The 22,433-nt window shown below is 64.8% G+C and carries 20 protein-coding genes; 12 read left to right on the forward strand and 8 right to left on the reverse strand.

Features of this window, described 5'->3' with window-relative positions; all coding sequences use genetic code 11:
* Positions 1–15: 15 nt before the first annotated feature.
* The 4 genes from mnmG to ACK3BB_RS03265 are packed head-to-tail and all read left to right on the forward strand — an operon-like array spanning position 16 to position 4,226.
* Positions 16–1,893, forward strand: a complete 1,878-nt coding sequence (gene mnmG / locus ACK3BB_RS03250; RefSeq protein WP_428927300.1) for a tRNA uridine-5-carboxymethylaminomethyl(34) synthesis enzyme MnmG — start codon at positions 16–18, stop codon at positions 1,891–1,893.
* Complete coding sequence (gene rsmG / locus ACK3BB_RS03255; protein WP_428927301.1) at positions 1,890–2,516, forward strand: 16S rRNA (guanine(527)-N(7))-methyltransferase RsmG; 627 nt, start codon at positions 1,890–1,892, stop codon at positions 2,514–2,516. The genes mnmG and rsmG overlap by 4 nt, the downstream gene beginning before the upstream one ends.
* Entirely contained in the window at positions 2,509–3,312 is an 804-nt protein-coding gene (locus ACK3BB_RS03260; protein ID WP_428927302.1) for a ParA family protein, read from the forward strand. The genes rsmG and ACK3BB_RS03260 overlap by 8 nt, the downstream gene beginning before the upstream one ends.
* Positions 3,313–3,329: 17 nt before the next feature.
* Complete coding sequence (locus tag ACK3BB_RS03265) at positions 3,330–4,226, forward strand: ParB/RepB/Spo0J family partition protein (protein ID WP_428927303.1); 897 nt, start codon at positions 3,330–3,332, stop codon at positions 4,224–4,226.
* A 15-nt stretch (positions 4,227–4,241) separates the two neighbouring features.
* Here the strand turns inward: ACK3BB_RS03265 and hemW are convergent, their stop codons facing one another.
* From hemW to rph, 3 genes are read right to left on the reverse strand one after another with little or no spacing between them, the layout of a single operon-like run.
* Entirely contained in the window at positions 4,242–5,393 is a 1,152-nt protein-coding gene (gene hemW, locus ACK3BB_RS03270) for a radical SAM family heme chaperone HemW (protein ID WP_428927304.1), read from the reverse strand.
* Entirely contained in the window at positions 5,386–5,997 is a 612-nt protein-coding gene (gene rdgB / locus ACK3BB_RS03275) for an RdgB/HAM1 family non-canonical purine NTP pyrophosphatase (RefSeq protein WP_428927305.1), read from the reverse strand. Before rdgB ends, hemW begins: the two co-directional genes overlap by 8 nt.
* A complete protein-coding gene (rph, locus tag ACK3BB_RS03280) occupies positions 5,994–6,707 on the reverse strand; it encodes a ribonuclease PH (RefSeq protein WP_428928808.1) in 714 nt (237 codons plus the stop codon). Before rph ends, rdgB begins: the two co-directional genes overlap by 4 nt.
* Before the next feature lie 112 nt (positions 6,708–6,819).
* Between rph and hrcA the strand changes: the two genes are divergently transcribed.
* The 3 genes from hrcA to ACK3BB_RS03295 all read left to right on the forward strand — a co-directional run bounded on the left by hrcA (position 6,820) and on the right by ACK3BB_RS03295 (position 10,813).
* Positions 6,820–7,881 carry a heat-inducible transcriptional repressor HrcA gene (gene hrcA, locus ACK3BB_RS03285; RefSeq protein WP_428927306.1) on the forward strand — a complete coding sequence of 354 codons (1,062 nt, stop codon included), beginning with the start codon at positions 6,820–6,822 and terminating at the stop codon, positions 7,879–7,881.
* Positions 7,882–7,890: 9 nt separating this feature from the next.
* On the forward strand, positions 7,891–8,454 hold the full coding sequence (locus ACK3BB_RS03290) for a nucleotide exchange factor GrpE (RefSeq protein ID WP_428927307.1): 564 nt from the start codon (positions 7,891–7,893) through the stop codon (positions 8,452–8,454).
* Between the two features lie 190 nt (positions 8,455–8,644).
* On the forward strand, positions 8,645–10,813 hold the full coding sequence (locus ACK3BB_RS03295; protein WP_428927308.1) for a response regulator: 2,169 nt from the start codon (positions 8,645–8,647) through the stop codon (positions 10,811–10,813).
* A gap of 2 nt (positions 10,814–10,815) precedes the next feature.
* Here ACK3BB_RS03295 and ACK3BB_RS03300 read toward each other — a convergent pair whose 3' ends face one another.
* Together ACK3BB_RS03300 and mutS are read right to left on the reverse strand one after the other, a co-directional pair.
* A complete protein-coding gene (locus ACK3BB_RS03300) occupies positions 10,816–11,238 on the reverse strand; it encodes a response regulator (protein WP_428927309.1) in 423 nt (140 codons plus the stop codon).
* Positions 11,239–11,310: 72 nt separating this feature from the next.
* Entirely contained in the window at positions 11,311–13,923 is a 2,613-nt protein-coding gene (mutS, locus tag ACK3BB_RS03305) for a DNA mismatch repair protein MutS (RefSeq protein WP_428928809.1), read from the reverse strand.
* 157 nt (positions 13,924–14,080) lie between these two features.
* On the opposite strand from mutS, the gene ACK3BB_RS03310 reads away from it, so the two are divergent.
* Together ACK3BB_RS03310 and ACK3BB_RS03315 are read left to right on the forward strand one after the other, a co-directional pair.
* Positions 14,081–16,345, forward strand: coding sequence for an NADP-dependent malic enzyme (locus ACK3BB_RS03310; RefSeq protein WP_428927310.1), 2,265 nt, complete (start codon positions 14,081–14,083; stop codon positions 16,343–16,345).
* Positions 16,342–17,205, forward strand: coding sequence for a ribokinase (locus ACK3BB_RS03315; RefSeq protein ID WP_428927311.1), 864 nt, complete (start codon positions 16,342–16,344; stop codon positions 17,203–17,205). The genes ACK3BB_RS03310 and ACK3BB_RS03315 overlap by 4 nt, the downstream gene beginning before the upstream one ends.
* Before the next feature lie 51 nt (positions 17,206–17,256).
* Here ACK3BB_RS03315 and msrA read toward each other — a convergent pair whose 3' ends face one another.
* The gene (msrA, locus tag ACK3BB_RS03320; RefSeq protein WP_428927312.1) at positions 17,257–17,916 is read right to left on the reverse strand and encodes a peptide-methionine (S)-S-oxide reductase MsrA; all 660 of its coding nucleotides are present in this window, start codon (positions 17,914–17,916) and stop codon (positions 17,257–17,259) included.
* A 144-nt stretch (positions 17,917–18,060) separates the two neighbouring features.
* Here msrA and ACK3BB_RS03325 point away from each other — a divergent pair, with 144 nt between their 5' ends.
* The 3 genes from ACK3BB_RS03325 to ACK3BB_RS03335 are packed head-to-tail and all read left to right on the forward strand — an operon-like array spanning position 18,061 to position 20,557.
* Positions 18,061–18,876, forward strand: coding sequence for a peptidoglycan-binding protein (locus ACK3BB_RS03325; RefSeq protein ID WP_428927313.1), 816 nt, complete (start codon positions 18,061–18,063; stop codon positions 18,874–18,876).
* Between the two features lie 29 nt (positions 18,877–18,905).
* Positions 18,906–19,838 carry a D-amino acid aminotransferase gene (locus ACK3BB_RS03330; RefSeq protein ID WP_428928810.1) on the forward strand — a complete coding sequence of 311 codons (933 nt, stop codon included), beginning with the start codon at positions 18,906–18,908 and terminating at the stop codon, positions 19,836–19,838.
* Entirely contained in the window at positions 19,838–20,557 is a 720-nt protein-coding gene (locus ACK3BB_RS03335; protein ID WP_428927314.1) for an HAD family hydrolase, read from the forward strand. The genes ACK3BB_RS03330 and ACK3BB_RS03335 overlap by 1 nt, the downstream gene beginning before the upstream one ends.
* Before the next feature lie 42 nt (positions 20,558–20,599).
* Here ACK3BB_RS03335 and ACK3BB_RS03340 read toward each other — a convergent pair whose 3' ends face one another.
* Positions 20,600–21,007 carry a DUF1810 domain-containing protein gene (locus tag ACK3BB_RS03340; RefSeq protein ID WP_428927315.1) on the reverse strand — a complete coding sequence of 136 codons (408 nt, stop codon included), beginning with the start codon at positions 21,005–21,007 and terminating at the stop codon, positions 20,600–20,602.
* 118 nt (positions 21,008–21,125) lie between these two features.
* Entirely contained in the window at positions 21,126–22,343 is a 1,218-nt protein-coding gene (locus ACK3BB_RS03345) for an argininosuccinate synthase (protein ID WP_428927316.1), read from the reverse strand.
* Positions 22,344–22,433: the final 90 nt, after the last annotated feature.

Below are 22,433 nucleotides of genomic sequence, written 5' to 3' on the forward strand. Positions count from 1 at the left end.
CGCAACGAGTGGGGAGTGTTTCACGTGAAACATCGTGATCTGGATGTCGTCGTGATCGGCGGCGGTCATGCCGGTGCCGAAGCCGCCCATGCGGCCGCACGGATGGGTGTGCGAACCGGCCTCGTGACGCTTCGGCGCGATGGCATCGGCGTCATGTCCTGTAATCCGGCGATCGGCGGCCTTGGAAAAGGCCACCTGGTTCGCGAAATCGATGCGATGGACGGGGTGATGGGGCGCGTGGCCGATCGCGCGGGCATCCAGTTTCGGTTGCTGAATCGGCGCAAAGGCCCGGCTGTTCAAGGTCCTCGTGCCCAAGCCGACCGCAAGATCTATCGTCAGGCGATGCTTTTCGAGACGGAGAACCGTGAAAACCTGTCCATCATCGAAGGGGAAGCGGTTGATTTCCTGATGGATGGCCCTCGCGTCTGCGGCATCGTTCTTGAAGATGGATCGGAAATTCGCGCCGGTGCCGTGGTTCTGACGACCGGAACCTTTCTGCGCGGCGTGATACATATCGGCGATCAGCGCCGCCCGGGGGGGCGCATTGGCGATCGTCCGTCAATTCGCCTTGCAGAACGCATCGATTCCTTCGCATTGCCGCTCGGACGGCTGAAAACCGGCACGCCGCCGCGGTTGGACGGGCGGACGATCAATTGGGATGACCTCGAAAGCCAGCCGGGTGATGACGATCCGGTCATGTTCTCGTTCCTGTCAAAGGGCGTTCAGGCGCCGCAGATTTCTTGCGGCATCACCCATACGAATGCGCGTACACATGCGATCATCTCCGAAAATCTGGAACGTTCGGCGATGTATGGCGGACACATCGAAGGGGTAGGGCCCCGATATTGCCCGTCAATCGAAGACAAGGTTGTCCGCTTCGCCGATAAGGATTCCCATCAGATCTTCCTTGAACCCGAAGGCGTGGACGATCCGACAATCTATCCCAATGGCATTTCGACGTCTTTGCCCGAAGACGTGCAGGAAGCCTATGTCCATTCGATCAAGGGCTTGGAGCAGGCCGTCATCCTGCAGCCTGGCTATGCCATCGAATATGATTACGTAGATCCTCGTGCGCTGACCCAGGAATTGGCCCTCCGAAACGTGCCAGGTCTCTACTTGGCGGGTCAGATCAATGGAACTACGGGTTATGAAGAGGCGGCAGCCCAAGGTCTGGTAGCAGGTTTGAATGCGGCGCAACATGTTGTGGGTCGCGATCCCGTGCATTTCAGCCGCACCGACAGCTATATCGGGGTTATGATCGATGATCTGACCACGCGTGGCGTGTCCGAACCCTATCGCATGTTCACGTCGCGCGCAGAGTTTCGACTGTCTTTGCGCGCTGATAATGCCGATCAGCGCCTTACACCTAAAGCGATTGAACTGGGGTGCGTCAGTGAAACGCGGAAAATGGCGTTTGAAGACAAGAAAACACGCCTTGATCAAGTTCGGTCGCGTCTGACGGACGAAACATACACGCCAAAACAGGTGCTTGCAGCTGGGATTTCGGTCAATCAGGATGGGACGCGGCGCACGGGCATGGATGTGTTGGCGTTTCCGGATGTTGGATTTGGTGACATTCAGCGCCTGGTGGATGGTTTGGATGACGTCGATGCGGACATCATGGAACAAACCGAGCGGGATGCGCTGTATGTCAACTACATCGCACGTCAGGAAAAGGACGTGGCGGCGATGAAACGGGACGAAGCGTTGTTGATTCCGTCAGAATTCGATTTCGATGAACTTGAGGGGTTGTCGTCGGAGTTGAAAGGTAAGCTGTCGCGGCATCGGCCCGGAAATGTCGGGCAGGCGGCGAAGGTTGACGGCATGACACCCGCCGCTTTGGCACTGATCCTGGCGCGTTTGCGTCGGGCCGAGCGGCTGAAACGGGCATGAACGACATCATTCGGCCCGAAATGGCGGCGTTGGATGTTTCACGTGAAACATTCGAACGGCTGGAAGCCTTTGCAGACCTGATCCTGAAATGGAATCCGCGCATCAATTTGATTTCACGGGCATCCATCCCGGATCTGTGGACCCGCCATATCAAGGATTCTATCCAGGTCTACAAGGCAGGGCATCCCGCGAAACACTGGGTAGACTTGGGGTCGGGCGGCGGATTTCCCGGGGTCATCGCCGCGATTTGCGCGGCTGGTGCTTCGATTGAGACGAAGTTCACTCTGATTGAGAGCGATCAGCGCAAGTCCGTGTTTCTCAGAACCGCTGCGAGAACCTGTGGACTGGATAACTTCACTGTCCTGTCCAAACGGATCGAAGCTGTGGACCCTCAAAATGCAGATGTTGTCTCGGCACGGGCACTTGCCGATCTGACGACATTGTTGGGCTACGCTGCACGCCATGCTGCGCCGGACAGCAGGATGCTGTTTCCCAAGGGGAAAACCTGGGGAAAAGAGCTGGAGGAGGCGCGGCGCACATGGAATTTCGAGGCCGAAACGATTACAAGTGAGACGGAGCCGGATGCGGTTCTTCTGATCCTCAAAGGAGTGTCCCGTGATTGATCTTTCGCGTCCGCAGGGCCCGCGGATCGTTGCCGTTGCCAATCAGAAGGGCGGGGTGGGCAAGACCACGACGGCCATCAACCTGGCCGCAGCGCTGGTCGAACGCGGATTGCGCGTTCTGGTGGTGGATCTTGATCCGCAGGGCAACGCGTCCACCGGTCTTGGCGTCGATGATCGCGAATACACGGCTTATGATCTTTTGTTGGACGAGGTTCCGCTGACCGATGTCATTCAGGCCACGGAAATCGACAACCTGGGGATCGTTCCAGCGACGGTTGACCTGAGTTCCGCTGATATTGAGCTGGTTTCCAACGAAAAACGCAGCTACCTGCTGCATGATGCGCTGCGACAGACGGCCATGGATCAATATGCCTGGGATTACGTGCTGATCGATTGCCCGCCGTCGCTGAACCTGTTGACGGTCAACGCCATGGTGGCGGCGCATTCGGTTCTGGTGCCGCTGCAAAGCGAATTTTATGCGTTGGAAGGGCTGTCGCAGCTGATGTTGACCATCCGCGAGGTGCGCCAGACCGCGAATCCCGAGTTGCGGATCGAAGGCATTGTCTTGACGATGTATGATCGGCGGAACAACTTGTCGCAACAAGTCGAGCAGGATGCGCGGGACAACCTGGGTGACCTGGTGTTCCGCACCCTGATTCCGAGGAATGTTCGCGTCAGCGAGGCACCTTCCTACGCCATGCCGGTGACCGCCTATGATACGAACTCGCAGGGTGCGATGGCTTACCGGGCCTTGGCCGACGAATTGATGGAAAAACACAACAAGGTGGCCGCCTGAGCCGCCGGGAGGGCAGAATGGCAGGATCGAAGAAACCGCGCGGGCTGGGACGTGGCCTTTCGGCGCTGATGTCCGATGTTCAGCCGGAAGAAACCCGGGAAGGCGGTGCGGGGCCGCGTCGGCCGGATCTTTTGGTGCCGATTGAAAAGCTGGTGGCCAACCCGAATCAGCCGCGGAGGCGATTCGCGCCGGAACATCTGCAGGAATTGACCAACTCGGTGCGCGAAAAAGGGGTGATTCAGCCTCTGATCGTGCGTCCGAAAGACGGTGGGCTGTACGAGATTGTCGCCGGGGAACGGCGTTGGCGGGCCGCGCAGGCCGCACAACTGCATGAAATCCCTGTTCTGGTGCGGGAATTCGACGATGTCGAAGTGCTGGAAGTTGCGATCATCGAGAATATCCAGCGCGCTGACCTCAATCCCATCGAGGAAGCGGCCGGATATCGTCAGTTGATGGATAATTTCGGCCATACGCAGGAAAAACTGGCCGAAGCTCTGGGGAAAAGCCGCAGCCATATCGCCAACCTGATGCGCCTGATGAACCTGCCGGAAGACGTGCAGGAATTCTTGCGTGAAGGATTGCTGTCGGCGGGCCATGCTCGGGCGCTGATCACCTCGGAAAATGCGTCGGAATTGGCGAAAAAAGTCGTCAAAGAAGGCCTTTCGGTTCGCGCGACCGAAGCCCTGGTCAAACGCGAGCAGGCAGCGGTCGACGCACCGGCAGCCCGGCTGAAACCGCGCAAGACCGAGGAAAAAGACGCTGACACACGCGCCCTGGAAGGCGATTTGTCCGCGGCTTTGGGCATGAAAGTCTCGCTGGCGCATCAAAACGGGACCGAATCAGGCTCGTTGACCGTGCGCTACGAGACGCTGGAAGAGCTTGATAGTCTCTGCGCCCTGCTCAGCAACACCTGAGGCGGGCCAGAAGGCTCAGATCAGCTCGGCAATGACGCTGTTCAGAAGGGTGCGGCCCGATTCGGTCGTCTTCAACCGGCCGGATTCGATGTAGATCAGGCCAAGATCCTGGAGATGATCGAGCGTATCGGGGCGTAATTCCGCCCCGGACAGCCGCGCAAACCGCCCCATATCTAGCCCTTCGGACAGCCGCATCCCCATGATGAGGTATTCAGACGCCTGATCTTCGCGGGTCAGGGCAATACGGGGCACTTCGCCCAGGCCGGCGCGTGCCTTTTCCAGCCACAGCCCCGGCGCGCGGGGCGATTCGGTGGCGAATCGCTGGCCATCCACGGTGAGGCGCCCATGGGCGCCCGGACCGATTCCGGCATAATCGCCGTAACGCCAATAGATCTGGTTGTGCCGCGATTCGGACCCGGGCGCGGCGTGATTCGATACCTCGTAGGCGGGCATCCCGGCTCCGCCGCAGACCTCCTGGGTCACGGCATACATGTCGGCGGCCAAGTCCTCTTCGGGCAGGCCGCGCAAACCGCCGGCACGAAACCTGTCGGCAAAGGCCGTGCCGTCTTCGATCGTCAGCTGGTAGAGCGACAGGTGATCGACGGCCATCGACAGGGCTTCGGTCAGTTCGGCGCGCCATTCGTCCAGCGATTGATCCTGGCGGGCATAGATCAGGTCGAAACTGACCCGGTCGAATTCGCGCCGCGCGATGTCGAATGCGGCGCGGGCCTCGGCCACGGAATGGATGCGGCCAAGGCGCCGCAAATCGCGGTCGTTCAGCGCCTGAACACCCATGCTGACCCGGTTGACCCCGGCCATGCGATAGCCTGCAAAGCGTCCGGCCTCGACAGACCCGGGATTGGCTTCGAGCGTGATTTCCACGTCGTTCGACCACCGCCAACCGCGCCGCGCGGCGTCGATCACGTCACCGACCAGCTCGGGTGACATGAGCGACGGCGTGCCGCCGCCGAAGAAGATCGTGTTCAGGACCTTGTCGGGCGTTTCGGAAGAAACGCGTGCGATTTCAGAGAGATAAGCCTCGCGCCAGGCCTGTTCGTCGATCTGGCGCGAGACATGCGAATTGAAATCGCAATAGGGGCATTTGGCGGCGCAGAAGGGCCAATGGACATACAGCCCGAAGCCGCCGGATTGCCAATCCTCAGCCAAAATTGGCGTCGATGAACTTCGCTGTGGCCTTGGCCCGGTGCGAAATCCTGTTCTTTTCCCAGCGATCCATCTCGCCGAAGGTGATGTCATAGCCATCGGGCACGAAGATCGGGTCATAGCCATGACCCTGTTCCCCGCGCATCGGCCAGACGACCTGGCCGGGCATCACGCCTTCGTAGACCTCGTCATGGCCGTCGGGCCAGGCCAGCACCAGCGTGCAGCAGAACCGGGCGGTGCGGGGGGAGGGCGCGTTGATGGCCTCGAGCTCGCGATGGGTGCGTTCCATGGCCATGACGAAATCGCGGCCATTGGGTGTTTCGGCCCAATCGGCAGTATAGACGCCGGGTGCACCGTTCAGCGCGTCGATGGCAATGCCGGAATCGTCGGACAGGGCGGGCAGGCCGGTGGCGCGGGCCGCGGAATGGGCCTTGATCCGGGCGTTGCCGACGAACGTGTCCTCGGTTTCTTCCGGCTCGGGCAGGTCCATGTCCGCCGCGCCGACCACCGAAACCCCGTAGGGTTCCAGCAGCGCGGCCATTTCTTCCAGCTTGCCCTTGTTGTGGGTGGCGATCAGCAGGCGATCGCCGTCGAAACGCCGGGTCATGCGACGGCGGCCAACTGGGCGGCGGCCAGCTCCTTGACGCCTTTTTCGGCCAGGTCCAGCAGGGTATTCATCTGGTCGCGCGAATAGGTCGCGCCTTCGGCCGACATCTGCACTTCGATCATGCGGCCATCGCCCAGCATGACAAAGTTGCCATCGACCCCGGCTTCGCTGTCCTCGGGGTAATCCAGGTCCAGCACCGGCTGGCCGGCATAGATGCCGCAGCTGACGGCGGCCACGGGCGAAATCAGCGGGTCGGTCCGCACGTCGCCGGCTTTCATCAGCTTGTTCACGGCCAGCCGCAGGGCAACCCAGCCGCCGGTGATCGACGCGCAGCGGGTGCCGCCATCGGCCTGGAGCACGTCGCAATCGATGGAAATCTGGCGTTCGCCCAGGGCCACGCGGTCGACCCCGGCGCGCAGCGACCGGCCGATCAGGCGCTGGATTTCGACGGTGCGGCCGCCCTGTTTGCCCTGGGTGGCCTCACGGCGCATACGGGTGTTGGTGGCGCGGGGCAGCATGCCGTATTCGGCCGTGACCCAGCCCAGGCCCGAGCCCTTGATGAAGGGCGGCACGCGGTCCTCGATGGTGGCGGTGCACAGCACATGGGTGTCGCCGACCTTGATCAGGGCCGATCCTTCGGCATGTTTGGTAAAGCCCGTCTCGATTGAAACCGGGCGCATTTCGCTTAAATCTCGACCAGAGGGGCGCATGGGATATCCTTTGTTGACGCGCCCGGGATAGACCCCGGCACGGTCCCGGCGCAACCCTGATTGACCTTTCACAGCGGTCGAATTTAATGGAGCGCCAGGCAGGGTTTTGCAGATGACAAGCACCAGCGAATTGTTGGAAAGCATGAACGACCGGTCCCGCGAAGTCTTTCGTCGGGTGGTCGAGGGCTATCTTGAAACCGGCGATCCGGTGGGCAGCCGCACGCTGACGCGCAGCCTGTCGGAAAAGGTGTCGGCCGCAACGATCCGCAACGTCATGCAGGACCTGGAATATCTGGGCCTGCTGGACAGCCCGCATGTCAGCGCCGGGCGGGTGCCGACGCAGCGCGGGCTGCGGATGTTCGTGGATTCCCTGCTTGAGATCGACGACGTGACCGTGTCGGACCGCGAAAAGATCGAAGCGACGGTCAGCGGCAATTCTTCCGACGTGGCGCATCTGCTCGACAAGGTCGGGTCGGCGCTGTCGGGGGTGACACAAAGCGCGTCGCTGGTTCTGACGCCCAAGCACGAGGCCGGGCTGCGCCACATCGAATTCGTGTCGCTGTCGCCCGAACGGGCGCTGGTCGTTTTGGTGTTTTCCGATGGCCATGTCGAAAACCGGCTGTTCACCCCGCCGCCCGGCCAGACGCCCAGTTCGATGCGCGAGGCGGCGAATTTCCTCAATGCCCTGATCGACGGGCGCACGCTGTCCGAGCTGCGCGGGGTCATCGGGGCCGAGATCACGACCCGCCGCCAGGAGATCGACAGCCTGGCTCATGCGCTGGTCGAAAGCGGCATGGCGGTCTGGGACAATTCCGGCGAAGGCGCCGAGCGGCTGATCGTGCGGGGCCGGGCCAACCTGCTGGCCGAGGGCGGCGAGGCCGAGATCGACCGCATCCGCACGCTGTTCGACGACCTGGAGCGCAAGAGAGACATTGCCGAGTTCCTCGATCTGACCGAAGAAGGCGACGGGGTACGCATTTTTATCGGCTCCGAGAACAAACTTTTTTCGCTTTCGGGTTCCTCTCTGGTGGTCTCTCCATATATGAACGCGGATCGAAAGATCATCGGCGCGGTGGGTGTGATTGGCCCGACGCGCCTGAACTATGGACGGATCGTGCCGATCGTGGATTACACGGCACAGCTGGTCGGGCGGCTGATTTCCGACCGAAATTAGAGGTGACGAATGGCTGAGCCCAAGAACGACGATTTTCTCGATGATATCGCCGAAGCCGAGGCCGAAGAGCAGGCGGCGGAACTGCACGAGGCGGGTGCCGACGAGATCGAGCTGGACGCGCTGCGCGCCGAGCGGGACGAGTTCCGCGACCGGTTCATGCGCGCGCTGGCGGATGCCGAGAACGCGCGCAAGCGGTCCGAGAAGGATCGGCGCGAGGCCGAGAATTACGGCGGGTCGAAACTGGCGCGTGACATGCTGCCGGTTTACGACAACATGAAACGGGCGGTTGAATCGGCGTCCGACGAGCAAAAGGCCGTGTCGGCCGCGCTGATCGAAGGCGTCGAGCTGACCATGCGCGAGCTGCTGAACGTCTTTGCCAAGCACGGGATCGAGCTGATCTCGCCCAAGGTTGGCGACAAGTTCGACCCGCAGATCCACCAGGCCATGTTCGAAGCCCCGGTCCCCGGCACCACCGCCGGCGAGATCATCCAGGTGTCGGCCGAGGGCTGCATGCTGCATGACCGCCTGCTGCGCCCGGCGCAGGTCGGCGTTTCGTCGAACCCGGCCAAGTAAGGCCGACCCCGGCCCGGGCGCGCCTGCCGGCTGACGGCAGGGCGGGCACGCCCCGGCCGCATACCTCCGAAGGTTGAAGAAAACTCCCATGGGCGCAGTGATGCCCATGGACGCAGCGGCGCAACTCGTCGATGCTGTGTCCCAGTGAAGGCCCCGGGCGTCATGATCCGGGCCATCGCGCGGGGGGACAATGACGTTGCGGCCACGCCTGAACAGGAATGCCGCGCTGGCCGGTCTGGCCGGCGCCGTCGTGCTTGGCCTTCTGGCCTGGCTGCCGGTCCAGATGGACCGGGCCACCAAGCGCTTGCGCACCATCGAGCTGGAATTTGACATCACCACGCAGCAGATGCTGGTGAGTGTCGGCTTTGATGGCATGATCCACAATTTCAAGAATTGCGTGCTGCGCCCCGAGGAGCCCCGCTATTGCACCGAAGCCGCGACCCATGCGGCCCAGGCGCTGGGGCTTCTGGCGCGGATGGAAGAGATCGCGGGCGAGGCGGGCACCCCGCTGGATGTCAGCGACGTTCGCGCCGCCGTCCTGGCCTATGCCGAGGCCGCGCCCCAGGTTCGCGCGGCCCATGACCAGGGCCTGTCGGTCCGCGAGATCGACGCGCTGGTGCGTTACGACGACCTGCCCGCGACCAACCAGCTGGATGCCACGCTGGAAGTGGTCCGGGTGGCCATGCAGGACCGGGTGACCGAATTTGCCCGCACGCTGCGCTGGCTCAGCGCCCTTGGTATTGCCATCGTGTTCCTGGGCATGGCCGCGGTGCTTTACATCATCCGCCGCGAAGCCCGGCGCAGCGCAGCCCGCGAACGCCGGCTGGACGGCGTCTTTTCGGCCCTGTCCGGCGCGCTGATCGGGCTGGACGGCGATGGCCGCATCATGCTGGCCAATGCCCATGCCCGCCGGCTGTTTCGCCTGGGCCAGGGGCCGGTGCCGCTGGACTGGCCCACGGGCTTCAGCTTTCATTGGCAGGATGGCGACCAGGGTGAATTCGGCCCGTCCAAGCTGGTGGACCACCTGCTTGGGGCCGAGCCGCTGCGCTCCGAGATCATGCGGATGCATGACAGCGCCGGCGAGTCCCGCGATCTGTATCTCAGCCTGACCTCGGCCCCGGTCGACATGGAACCGGCCGGGCTGCACCGCATCCTGCTGATCGATGACGTGTCGACCCGCGAGCGCAGCCGCCAGCAGATCGAACGCAACAGCCGGTTGGAGGCCCTGGGCCAGCTGACCGGGGGTATTGCCCATGATTTCAACAACCTGCTGGCCACGATCCTCTATGCCACCGAACTGGCCCAGAGGAAGGTGTCCGACGAAGACACCCGGTCGATGCTGGAACGCATCCTGTCCTCGGTCGCCCGGGGCCGTGACCTGACCGAACGGCTGTTGTCCTTTGCCCGGCGCCAGCCCGGGCGCAACCGGTCCTGGCCGGCCGACCAGGTGATCGAGGAATTCCGCATCCTGGCCCGGCCGGCCGTCGAAGAGACCATTGCGCTCAGTTTCGAGGTGGCCGAGCCTGACCTCTATGTCTTCTGCGACCGGCCCCAGCTGGAAAACGCCCTGCTGAACCTGGTTCTGAACAGCCGCGATGCCATCCGCGAAAGCCGGCGTGGCGACACGATCGGCATCCTGGTGCGCGGGGTGACCTCGCAAAACCCGGTGCTGATCGAACGCCAGGGCGGAGAGCCGCCGGTAGAGCCGCGCGAACATCGCTTCATCGAAATAGCCGTGGCCGACAACGGTCCGGGCATGACCGAGGACGTCCGCCGCCGGGCCACCGACCCGTTCTTTACCACCCGGGCCGAGTCGGGTGGATCGGGGCTGGGCCTGGCCATGGTCTATGGGTTTGTCCAGCAATCGCGGGGCGAATTGCAGATCTATTCCGACGAAGGCCGGGGCACGACGGTGCGCATGATCCTGCCGCGCGGCACGCCCGAGCACCAGCGCGAGGCGCCTCAGCATCGGCCCGACGTGCCCCATGGCTCGGGCCAGACCGTGTTGCTGGTCGAAGACGAACCGGACCTGCTGGAAACCATGTCGCGGATGCTGGATGACATGGGCTATCGGGTGATGACCGCCGGCGACGGCAAGGCGGCGCTGGATCTTGTCGACGAGGGCATGGCCTTTGACATCCTGCTCAGCGACATCGTCATGCCGCGCGGGGTCGATGGCATCGAACTGGCCCGCCAGGTGCGCGACCGGTTCCCCGACCGGGGCATCATCCTGATGTCGGGCTATGTCAGCCTGTCGGGCGACAGCGATGCCCGCGAGACCGACGAGTTCATCGTGCTGCAGAAGCCGTGCAAGCTGTCCGACCTGGCCGCCGCCCTGTGGGAAGTCAGCCCGGTCTGATCTCAGACCGGATGATCGATCAGCATGCGGGTCACGGCGTCATGCATGTCGTCGCTGGAAAACGGCTTGGCCAGCACCGCATCGGCCCCGACCGAACTGGCCACGTTCAGGATGTTTGCCTGGCCCGGGCGGTTGATCGCCCCGGAAATGACGATGATCGGAATACGCCCGCGTCGATCCGACTTGTCGGTGATGCGCAGCCGCCGCAACCGCCCGGCCAGCAGCAACCCGCCGTCATTCTGCACCCGGCCGCCTTTCCAGATGTAGATATCGGCGATCAGCAGGTCGAAATGGCCGTTTGTCAGGTGGTCCAGCGCCTTGGAGCCGGAATCGGTGATGATCACCTCGTGGTCGGACAGCTCGAGATCCATCTTGAGCAGCTCGGCGAATTCCTCGTCATCTTCCAGCAGCAGAATACGCGCCACGTCATCACCCCGTGATTGGCCCAGCCCGGCCAATCTAGGGGGGAAACCCTGTTGGCGCAATCGCCGAGCCTGTCACGAATCCAGGCTGGCCTTCAGCCGATAGACCAGCTCCAGCGCCTCGCGGGGGGACAGGTCGTCGGGCTGGATCCCGGCCAGCAGGTCCAGCGCCGGGCTGGGCGCCGGCGCACTGGCCGCGGGGGGCGGTGGCGGGGCGGCGGCAAAGAGCGGCAGATCGTCGATCAGCGCCTTGGGCGTCTTGCCGCCTTCGCGGTCGCCCTGTTCCAGCGCGTCCAGAACCGTGCGCGCCCGCGCCACGACCGAGGCCGGCAGCCCGGCCAGCTGGGCCACCTGCACCCCGTAGGACCGGTCGGCCGCGCCCTGGCGCACCTCGTGCAGGAAAATCACCTCGCCGTCCCATTCCTTGACGGCCACCGTGGCATTTTCCACGCCGTCCAGCGATCCGGCCAGCTGGGTCAGCTCGTGGTAATGGGTCGCAAAGAGCGCCCGGCAGAGGTTCTGCGCATGCAGGTGTTCCAGCGTGGCCCAGGCGATGGACAGCCCGTCATAGGTTGCCGTGCCGCGCCCGATCTCGTCGAGGATGACCAGCGCATGGTCGTCGGCCTGGTTCAGGATCGCCGCGGTCTCGACCATTTCGACCATGAAGGTCGACCGCCCCCGGGCCAGGTCATCGGCGGCCCCGACGCGCGAGAAGATCTGGCTGACACAGCCGATATGCGCCCGGTCGGCCGGCACATAGGACCCGGCCTGGGCCAGCAGCGCGATCAGCGCGTTCTGCCGCAGATAGGTCGACTTACCGGCCATGTTCGGGCCGGTCAGCAGGTGGATCGCCGCGCCGCTGGCGGCCGTCAGGTCGCAATCATTGGCCACGAAGGGTGTGCCGTCGCGCCGCAGGCTGGCCTCGACGACCGGGTGGCGCCCGGCCTCGATGTGAAACGCCCGGCTGTCATCGACGAGCGGCCGGGTCCAGCCGTCGCCCGCGGCCAGGTCGGCCAGCCCGGCCGACAGGTCCAGCTCGGCCAGCGCCCGGGCCGCCTGGTGCAGGCGCGGGGCCTCGTCCAGGATCGCCCGGCGCAGCGCGTCGAACAGCCGTTTCTCGATCTCCAGCGCCCGGCCCCCGGCGTTCAGGATGCGGGTTTCCATTTCCGAGAGTTCGACCGTCGTGAACCGCACCTGGTTGGCCGTGGTCTGGCGGTGGATGAACCGGTCCGACAGCGGCGGCGACAGCATCTTGTCGGCATGGGTCGCCGTGGTTTCGATGAAATAGCCCAGCACGTTGTTGTGCTTGATCTTCAACGAGGAAATCCCCGTCTGCGTGGCATATTCCTTCTGCATCGCCGCGATCACGCCGCGCCCCTCGTCGCGCAGGGTGCGGGCCTCGTCGAGCTCGGCCTCGTAGCCTTCGGCAATGAACCCGCCGTCGCGCGCCAGCAGCGGCGGCTCGGCCACCAGCGCGGCGTCCAGCCGCGCGGACAGCGTATCAAAGCCCGTCAGGGCGCCCACGGCCTGCGGCAGCAGGCCGCTTCCCCCGGCCCGGCCCGACAGGGCCGCCCCCTGGGCCAGCGCCCCGCGCACGGCGGCCAGGTCACGCGGCCCGCCGCGATCCAGCGAGAGGCGCGACAGCGCCCGGTCCAGGTCGGGGGTCTTGCGCAGCAAGGCGCGCAGGTCTTCGCGCAGCAGCGGATCCTCGACCAGCAGGTCGAGCGCCGCAAGGCGCGCCTGGATGACCTCAAGGTCCCGCGACGGGCTGGACAGCCGCTGTTCCAGCAACCGCGCCCCGCCCGGGGTCAGCGTGCGGTCGATGACCGACAGCAGCGACCCGGCCCGCCCGCCCGACAGGGCATGGGTCAGTTCCAGGTTGCGCCGCGTTGCCGCGTCGATCTGCACGTTGCGCTCGGCCCGGTCGCGCTGGGGCGGTTGCAACAGCGGCAGCTTCCCCTTCTGCGTGATGTCCAGGTAATCGATCAGCGCGCCCATGGCCGAGACCTCGGCCCGGCCAAAGCTGCCGAAGGCATCCAGCGTCGACACGCCGAACAACTCGCACAGCCGGTGCTCGCCCCCCGCGCTGTCGAAACTGGACCGTGCCAGCGGCGTCATCGGCACTCCCATATCTGAGACAATTTCTTCGAACTCGGACACAAGTCCATCAGCCACCAGCAATTCGGCCGGCGCCAGCCGGGCCAGTTCGGGGCCCAGCCGCGCCCGGCCCAGGGGCATGACATGGAACGCGCCGGTCGAGATATCGGCCCAGGCCAGGGCGCATTCGTCGCGCAGCAGCGCCAGGGCGGCCAGGAAATTGTGGCGCCGGGCTTCCAGCAGGGCATCTTCGGTCAGGGTGCCCGGCGTGACCAGCCGCACGACATCGCGCTTGACCACCGATTTCGACCCGCGCTTCTTGGCCTCGGCCGGGCTTTCCAGCTGTTCGCCCACGGCCACGCGAAACCCCTTGCGGATCAGCGTCAGCAGGTAGCCCTCGGCGGCATGGACCGGCACGCCGCACATCGGAATGTCCTGGTCTTCATGCTTGCCGCGCTTGGTCAGGGCGATGTCCAGCGCCTCGGCCGCGGCCACCGCATCATCAAAGAACATCTCGTAGAAATCGCCCATGCGGTAGAACAGCAGGGCATCGGGATGCGCTGCCTTGATCTCGAGATATTGCGCCATCATGGGCGTCACTGCGGCCACGTCTGCCCCCGGGTCTTGCCAAAACGCCACGACCTTACAAATGCCGGCGGCGGGCCGAAAGGCCGAAAACCGTTGGATCGTTGTAGCGCGGTCGGTGCTGGGCTATGAGACCGGGCGCTTTGAGGGGAGACGCCGCGAGATGACACGCATCAAGTACACCCGGGAAGAGGCCCTGGCCTTTCACCTGGAACCGAGACCCGGCAAGTGGGACATGACGGCTTCGGTGCCGATGACCACCCAGCGCGACCTGTCGCTGGCCTATTCGCCGGGCGTGGCCGTGCCCTGCGAGGAAATCGCCCGCGATCCCGCGCTGGCCTATGATTACACCAACAAGGGCAACCTGGTGGCCGTGATCTCGAACGGCACGGCGGTCCTGGGCCTGGGCAACCTCGGCGCGCTTGGCGCCAAGCCGGTGATGGAAGGCAAGTCGATCCTCTTCAAGCGGTTCGCCGACGTGAATTCCATCGATGTCGAGCTGGATACCGAGGACCCGGACGAGTTCATCAAGGCCGTGCGCCTGATGGCGCCGACTTTCGGGGGCATCAACCTCGAAGACATCAAGGCCCCGGAATGTTTCATCATCGAGCAGACGCTGAAAGAGCAGCTCGATATCCCGGTCTTCCACGACGACCAGCACGGCACGGCCGTGATCTGCGCGGCCGGCCTGCTGAACGCGCTGCACCTGAGCGGCAAGAAGATCGAAGACGTCAAGATCGTGCTCAACGGCGCCGGGGCGGCGGGCATCGCCTGCCTGGAGCTGCTGAAATTCATGGGCGCGCGCTATGACAATTGCATCATGTGCGACACCAAGGGCGTGATCTACCAGGGCCGCACCGAGGGCATGAACCAGTGGAAATCGGCCCATGCGGTCAAGACCTCGGCGCGCACGCTCGAAGACGCGATGGTCGGGGCCGACGTGTTCATCGGCGTGTCGGTCAAGGGCGCGGTGACCCAGGACATGGTCAAGTCGATGGCCGACAACCCGGTCATCTTTGCCATGGCCAACCCCGACCCGGAAATCACGCCCGAAGAGGCCCACGAGGTGCGGATGGACGCGATCGTGGCCACCGGCCGGTCGGATTATCCCAACCAGGTCAACAACGTGCTGGGCTTCCCCTACCTGTTCCGCGGTGCGCTGGATATCCATGCCCGGGCGATCAACGAAGAGATGAAGATCGCCTGCGCCCATGCCCTGGCCCAGCTGGCGCGCGAGGATGTGCCCGACGAGGTGGCCCTGGCCTATGGCAAGGCGCCGACCTTCGGGCGCGACTACATCATACCCACGCCCTTTGACCCGCGGCTGATCCACCGCATCCCGCCGGCCGTGGCCAAGGCGGGCATGGACACCGGCGTGGCCCGGCGGCCGATCATCGACATGGAGGCCTATGAACAGGGCCTGCGCCAGCGCATGGACCCGACGGCGTCGATCCTGCGCGGGCTGAGCGCCCGGGCGCGCAAGGCCCAGTCGCGGATGATCTTCGCCGAGGGCGACGATCCGCGCGTGCTGCGGGCGGCGGTGATGTACCAGCGGTCGGGCTTTGGCAAGGCGCTGGTCGTCGGCCGGGCCGAGGACGTGCGGCAAAAGCTGGAAGAGGCCGGGCTGGCCGATGCGGTGCGCGAGCTGGAGGTGGTCAACGCGGCCAACACCCAGCATCTCGATACCTACAAGGATTTCCTTTACAAGCGGTTGCAGCGCAAGGGCCATGACCGGCTCGACGTGCACCGCATGGCCGCGCGCGACCGCCATGTCTTTGCCGCGCTGATGCTGGCCCATGGCCATGGCGACGCGCTGGTCACCGGGGCGACGCGCAAGTCGGCCCATGTGCTGAACCTGATCAACCATGTCTTCGATGCCGATGCCGAACATGGCGCGGTCGGGGTCACGGCGTTGCTGCACAACGGCCGGATCGTACTGATCTCGGATACGCTGGTGCAGGAATGGCCGGAGTCCGAGGACCTGGCCACGATCGCCGAACGGGCGGCCGACGTGGCCCGCCACATGGGGCTTGATCCGCGCGTGGCCTTTGTCAGCTTTTCGACCTTTGGCTACCCGGTGTCGGAACGGGCGGAAAAGATGCACCGCGCGCCGGCCGTCCTGGAACAGCGCGGCGTCGATTTCGAATTCGAGGGCGAGATGACCGTCGACGTGGCCCTGAATGCCCGGGCCCAGGCCAATTACCCGTTCCAGCGCCTGTCCGGCCCGGCCAACATCCTGGTCGTGCCGGCCCGGCATTCGGCGTCGATCTCGGTCAAGCTGATGCAGGAAATGGCCGGGGCAACGGTCATCGGCCCGATCCTGTCGGGCGTCGGCCATTCGATCCAGATCGCCTCGACGGTGTCGACGGCCAACGACATCCTGAACATGGCCGTCATCGCGGCCTGCAACATGGGGTCCGACCAGTGACCATCTGGAACCTGGGGTCGATCAACATCGACATGGTCTATGACGTGCCGCACCTGCCGGCCCCGGGCGAGACCCTGGCCGCCAACGGCCTGACCCGCGGGTTGGGCGGCAAGGGCGCCAACATGTCGGTGGCCGCGGCCCGGGCCGGGGCGCGCGTGGCCCATGTGGGGGCCGTGGGGGCTGATGGCCGCTGGGCCGTCGAGCGGATGATGGAATACGGTGTCGACACGCGGTTCATCGCCGAGGTCGACGCGCCGACGGGCCATGCGATCATCAGCGTCGATGCGGCGGGCGAGAACCAGATCGTCATCCTGGGCGGGGCCAATCGCGCGCTGCCCGGCGACCTGGTCGGCCGGGCCCTGTCGGACGCGGCGGCCGGTGACATGTTCCTGACCCAGAACGAGACCAGCGTGCAGATCGAGGCCGCGCAGATGGCCCGCGACATGGGTCTGCACATTGCCTATGCCGCTGCGCCCTTCGATGCCGAAGCGGCCACGGCGATCCTGCCGTTTCTCGACCTGCTGGTGCTGAACGCCGTCGAGGCCGAGCAATTGCAGGCGGCCACGGGGCTGGCGCCCGGGAATCTGCCGGTGAGCGACGTGATCGTCACGCTGGGGGCCGAGGGCTGTCGGTGGTTCGGGGCCGAGGGCGAGCGGGAGTTCCCGGCGCTGAAGGTCACGGCGGTGGATACGACCGGGGCGGGCGATACCTTTACCGGCTACGTGGCTGCGGGGCTGGACCGGGGGCTGCCGATGCCGCAGGCCATTGCCCAGGCCCAGCGGGCGGCGGCGATCATGGTCACGCGCCATGGCACGGCCGATGTCATCCCGGATCTGAAAGACGTGCAGGCCGGGCTGTAAATCCGGCCGGGGCGGGCGCGGCTCATCCGCCGTGCCCGGCGGTCTCGAGGGTTAGCCGCCGACGAAGGCGGCCGTGTCGCCCCAGAGGTCGCGCAGGCGCTGATCGCGGCCGCAGGCCTTGCGATAGGCCTTGTAGGCTTCGGCCTGGGTCTTTGGGCCGAACCGTGTCAGGACCAGGCGCGACCCCTTGTAATAATCCTGGTGGTAGGCCTCGGCGGCATAGAACGGCCCGAGGTCCAGCACCGGCGTGACAACATGCTGGTCCAGCTGGGCCTGGGCCCGGGCGATGGCCTCCTTGGCCATGTCCTGTTCGGCCGCGCCATCGACGAAGATCGCCGTGCGATAGCTGTCGCCGCGATCGCAGAACTGGCCGCCGGCATCGGTCACGTCGACCGAATGCAGGAACAGGTCCAGCAGCTGGTCGCGCGACACGACGGTCGGATCAAAGGTGATCTGCACGGCCTCGTAATGGCCCGTGCCGCCGCGCGTGACCTGCTTGTAGCCCGGGTTTTCCACCGTGCCGCCGGTAAAGCCCGACACCGCCTCGGTCACGCCCCGGACCTTTTCGAAATCGGCCTCGACGCACCAGAAACAGCCGCCGGCGACCGTCAGCGTGCGCAGTTCCGAGGCATGGGCCACGTGACACACGCCCATGCCCAACGCGATGGCCCCGGCCAATGCGACCGCCTTGATGTTATCCGTTGCCCACATGTCCGAAGCCTCCGGTTTCGAAGAGTTTTGCGCAGATTGACCGCAGCGGGCGCCGCGCTCAAGCGGCTGAAACGCGGGTTCACGGGGCCTTGACCGGCGGTGACCGGACGGACCACCTTGGGGCGGTTCAACCGGAGGCCCGCCATGATCCCGCTCGACGGTGATTTCATCCTGTCCGTCGCCCCGACCTTTGCCGGGCGCGAGGCTTTGGCCCAGCGGCGCATCGTCTTTGCCCTGGCCGACCGGCTGTCGCCGGTGCTGGCCGAATACGACATCGACACGCCCCTGCGGATCGCCCATTTCATGGCCCAGATCACCCATGAATGCGCCGGGTTTCGCACGACCCAGGAATTTGCCAGCGGCGAGGCCTATGAAGGCCGGGCCGACCTGGGCAACACCCAGCCGGGCGACGGGCCGCGCTACAAGGGGCGGGGGCTGTTGCAGCTGACCGGGCGGAACAATTACCGGCGGTATGGCGAGCTGATGAACCTGCCGCTCGAAGACCAGCCCGAGCTGGCCGCAGATCCGGTGACCTCGTTGCGGATTGCCTGTGTCTATTGGCAGGATCACGGGATCAACGCGCTGTGCGATGCGGATGATTTGCTGGGCGTGACGCGCAAGGTGAACGGCCGGCTGAACGGGCTGGAAGACCGCCAGGCCTGCCTGGCCCGGGCGCGGCGGGCGGTGGCCGAACGCTGGGCCGTGGCGGTTGGCGCGGGGCAGGGGCCCGGGCCGGTGCTGCGGCTGGGGTCCTTTGGCGCCGAGGTCGAAGAGCTGCAGCGGGCGCTGGTCGGGCGGGGGCTTCCGCTGGGCGTCGATGCCGATTTCGGGCCGGCGACATTGCTGGCCGTGCGCATCGCCCAGGGGGATGCCGGTCTTGTGGCCGATGGCGTGGTCGGCGCGCGCACCTGGCAGGCGCTGGGGCGCGATCCGATTGCGGCGGGGCCGGCAAGCGCCTAGCACAGTGGGGACAGAAGGACCCGATGACCATGACCGACCACGTGACGACCCACCAGGCGGAAGAGGATGCCCGCAACGACAAGATCCTCATCTGGATCAACGGCGCGCTGAAGCCCAAGGCCGAGGCCACCGTCAGCATCTATGACAGCGGCTTCATGCTGGGCGATGGCGTCTGGGAGGGACTGCGCCTGTATGACGGGCATTGGGCCTTTCTCGACGACCACATGGACCGGCTGTTCGAAGCGGCGAAAGCCATCGACCTGGACCTTGGCATGGACCGCGACGGGGTTGTTGCCGCGCTGCGTGCCACACAGGCGGCCAACGGCATGACGACGGATGCCCATTGCCGGCTGATGGTCACGCGGGGGGTCAAGACACGGCCGTTCCAGCACCCGGCGCTGTCGCGCTCGGGGCCGACGATGGTCATCCTGATGGAACATTCGAAACCCTCTCTGCCGCGTCCCATTAACCTGGCGACTGTCCCACATCTGAGAGGGCTGCCGATGACCCAGGATCCCAAGCTAAATTCGCATTCCAAGCTGAATTGCATCCTGGCCTGTATCGCGGCGGAAAAAGCCGGGGCCGATGAAGCGCTTATGCTGGATGTGCATGGGTTCGTGAACACGACCAACGCCTGCAACTTCTTCATCGTGAAGAAGGGCGAGGTTTGGACCTCGACGGGCGACTACTGCATGAACGGGATCACCCGGCAGAAGGTCATCGACCTGTGCCGGGCCAATGACATTCCCATTTTTGAGCGAAACTTTTCACTTGTGGACACCTATTCCGCCGACGAGGCCTTCCTGACCGGAACCTTCGGGGCGCAGACTCCGGTGGGCCATATCGACGGGCGGATGATCGGCACGGGCACGTTGGGGCCGGTCACGGCGCGGCTGCGCGGGCTGTACAAGGATCTTGTCCGGGCGGATGCCGAGGCGGCCCGGGGCAAGGACGGACACTGATGCGGATTGCCATGTGGTCGGGGCCGCGCAACCTGTCGACGGCGATGATGTATTCCTTCGGCGCGCGGCCCGATTGCGCGGTGGTCGACGAACCGTTCTACGCGGCCTACCTGCAGATGACGGGGCTGGATCACCCGATGCGCGACGACATCCTGAACAGCCAGTCGCGCGATCCCGGTAAGGTTGCCCGCGACTTGGTCGGCCCGGTCCCGGGCGGTCAGCCGCATTGGTACCAGAAACACATGACCCAGCACATGATCCCCGGCGTGCCGCGCGACTGGATGGCCGAGGTGGTCAATGTCTTCCTGATCCGCCATCCCGCCCGGGTGATCGCCAGCTATGCCCAGAAACGCGAGGCGCCGGTTCTGGACGATATCGGTTTTCGCCAACAGGCCGAGCTGTTCGACCAGGTTGTGGCGATGGGTCAACGGCCCGTGGTGATCGACAGCGCCGATATCCGCACCAGCCCCGAAACCGCCCTGCGCGCGCTTTGCGATGCGATCGGGCTGGCCTGGAGCGACAGGATGCTGTCCTGGCCGTCGGGCGGCCATGACGACGACGGGGTCTGGGCGCCGGTCTGGTATGGTGCGGTGCATCGGTCGACGGGCTTTGCCGGGCCCGAAGGTGACCTGCCCGTGCTGCACGGGGCTTATGCCGAGCTGCTCGACGAGGCCATGCCGTTTTACCAGAAGATGTTGCCCCACAGCCTGTTGGCCTAGGGAGCCCGGGAAAACGCCCGGCAGGCTGGCCGGGCGCCCGCGTCAGACGAGTGTCTCACTTTCGGGACAAGTTTCCCCATCGTAGAACACGTCGAGTACCTTGGCGAAGATCGCCGGCGCGTCGTCGACCTGGGAAAACAGGGTCATCGACGACCGCACCTTCAGCGCATCGACCGGACCCAGGATGTCTTCGGGCGAGGCGCCGCGATGCATCATCAACAGCTCGGCCACCTCTTCCAGCCGCTCACGCAGCACCGGATGGGCCAGGTAGTCCCGGGCCTCGGCCAAATCGGCCAGCCCGTAATACCGCGCCCGCTCGGACCGGCCGAGCGATGCAAGCTGTGGAAAGACAAACCAGATCCAGTGCGAGCTTTTCTCGCCCCGTCTCAATTCCCGCACGACTTGCGGCCAGACCTTGTCCTGGGCCGCAATGAATTTCTGCGCGTCCACCGATTTTGCTCCCTCGGGATAACGGCGTTGACGGAATGTCAGATTCCGGGCCCGGATCGGGCCGCGCATACAGGATATCAGCGCCGCATCCCTGTCAATCGGGATGCGGCAGGCCGGTTCAGCGCTGGCGCCGATTCCGGGCGGCCAGCAGCTTGAGCCGCAGGGCGTTGAGCTGGATGAAGCCCTGTGCGTCCTTCTGGTCATAGGCGCCGGCATCGTCTTCAAAGGTCACGTGGGCCTCGGAATAGAGCGAATGGTCCGACCAGCGCCCGACACAGGTGGCCGCGCCCTTGTAGAGCTTGAGCCGGACGGTGCCGGTGACATGTTCCTGGCTCTTGTCGATGGCCGCCTGCAGCATCTCGCGCTCGGGCGAGAACCAGAAGCCGTTGTAGATCAGCTCGGCGTAACGCGGCATGAGCGAATCTTTGAGATGCCCGGCACCGCTGTCGAGCGTGATCTGTTCGATCCCGCGATGCGCTTCGAGCAGGACAGTGCCGCCCGGCGTTTCATAGATGCCGCGGGATTTCATGCCGACGAAACGGTTTTCCACGAAATCCAGCCGGCCGATGCCATGCTTGCCACCCAGCTCGTTGAGCTTGGTCAGGATTGTGGCGGGCGACAGGGCCTCGCCGTTGATCGACACGGCATCGCCCTTTTCAAAGCCGATCTCGATGAACTCGGGCTCGTTCGGGGCGGCCTCGGGGGAAACCGTGCGCTGATAGACATAATCGGGCGCGGCTTCGGCCGGATCTTCCAGAACCTTACCCTCGGACGAGGTGTGCAGCAGGTTCGCATCGACCGAGAACGGCGCTTCGCCGCGCTTGTCCTTGGCGATCGGGATCTGGTTTTTCTCTGCGAAATCAATCAACTTGGTCCGCGAGGTCAGGTCCCATTCCCGCCAGGGCGCGATGACCTTGATCTCGGGGTTCAGCGCATAGGCGCTGAGTTCGAACCGAACCTGGTCGTTGCCCTTGCCGGTGGCGCCATGGGCCACGGCATCAGCGCCTTCGGCCTCGGCGATCTCGACCAGCCGCTTGGAAATCAGCGGCCGCGCGATCGAGGTGCCCAGCAGGTAGAGCCCTTCGTACAGCGCGTTGGCGCGGAACATGGGAAAGACGAAATCGCGCACGAATTCTTCTCGGAGATCCTCGATATAGATCGCCTTGGCGCCCATCATTTCGGCCTTGGCGCGGGCTGGTTCCAGCTCTTCGCCCTGGCCGAGATCGGCGGTAAAGGTGACCACGTCGCAGCCATATTCGGTCTGCAGCCACTTGAGGATGATCGAGGTGTCGAGGCCGCCGGAATAGGCGAGCACAACTTTCTTCGGCGCGGACATCACGTTTTCCTTCGTTGAACGCCTCGCCCGTTATCCTTTTTTGCAAGGCTGGGCAAGGCGCGGACGCTTGTATCGCCGCCCGGTCCGGGG

This window comes from Marinibacterium sp. SX1, from assembly GCF_050389775.1.
Taxonomy (GTDB): Bacteria; Pseudomonadota; Alphaproteobacteria; order Rhodobacterales; family Rhodobacteraceae; genus Marinibacterium.

What these genes read in the sequence shown, in the direction of transcription:
- rsmG (WP_428927301.1), top strand. Translation starts at nt 1,890, where the DNA reads ATGAACGACATCATTCGGCCCGAAATGGCGGCGTTGGATGTTTCACGT.
- ACK3BB_RS03265 (WP_428927303.1), top strand. Translation starts at nt 3,330, where the DNA reads ATGGCAGGATCGAAGAAACCGCGCGGGCTGGGACGTGGCCTTTCGGCG.
- rdgB (WP_428927305.1), bottom strand. Translation starts at nt 5,997, where the DNA reads ATGACCCGGCGTTTCGACGGCGATCGCCTGCTGATCGCCACCCACAAC.
- rph (WP_428928808.1), bottom strand. Translation starts at nt 6,707, where the DNA reads ATGCGCCCCTCTGGTCGAGATTTAAGCGAAATGCGCCCGGTTTCAATC.
- hrcA (WP_428927306.1), top strand. Translation starts at nt 6,820, where the DNA reads ATGACAAGCACCAGCGAATTGTTGGAAAGCATGAACGACCGGTCCCGC.
- ACK3BB_RS03290 (WP_428927307.1), top strand. Translation starts at nt 7,891, where the DNA reads ATGGCTGAGCCCAAGAACGACGATTTTCTCGATGATATCGCCGAAGCC.
- ACK3BB_RS03295 (WP_428927308.1), top strand. Translation starts at nt 8,645, where the DNA reads ATGACGTTGCGGCCACGCCTGAACAGGAATGCCGCGCTGGCCGGTCTG.
- mutS (WP_428928809.1), bottom strand. Translation starts at nt 13,923, where the DNA reads ATGATGGCGCAATATCTCGAGATCAAGGCAGCGCATCCCGATGCCCTG.
- ACK3BB_RS03310 (WP_428927310.1), top strand. Translation starts at nt 14,081, where the DNA reads ATGACACGCATCAAGTACACCCGGGAAGAGGCCCTGGCCTTTCACCTG.
- msrA (WP_428927312.1), bottom strand. Translation starts at nt 17,916, where the DNA reads ATGTGGGCAACGGATAACATCAAGGCGGTCGCATTGGCCGGGGCCATC.
- ACK3BB_RS03325 (WP_428927313.1), top strand. Translation starts at nt 18,061, where the DNA reads ATGATCCCGCTCGACGGTGATTTCATCCTGTCCGTCGCCCCGACCTTT.
- ACK3BB_RS03330 (WP_428928810.1), top strand. Translation starts at nt 18,906, where the DNA reads ATGACCGACCACGTGACGACCCACCAGGCGGAAGAGGATGCCCGCAAC.
- ACK3BB_RS03335 (WP_428927314.1), top strand. Translation starts at nt 19,838, where the DNA reads ATGCGGATTGCCATGTGGTCGGGGCCGCGCAACCTGTCGACGGCGATG.
- ACK3BB_RS03345 (WP_428927316.1), bottom strand. Translation starts at nt 22,343, where the DNA reads ATGTCCGCGCCGAAGAAAGTTGTGCTCGCCTATTCCGGCGGCCTCGAC.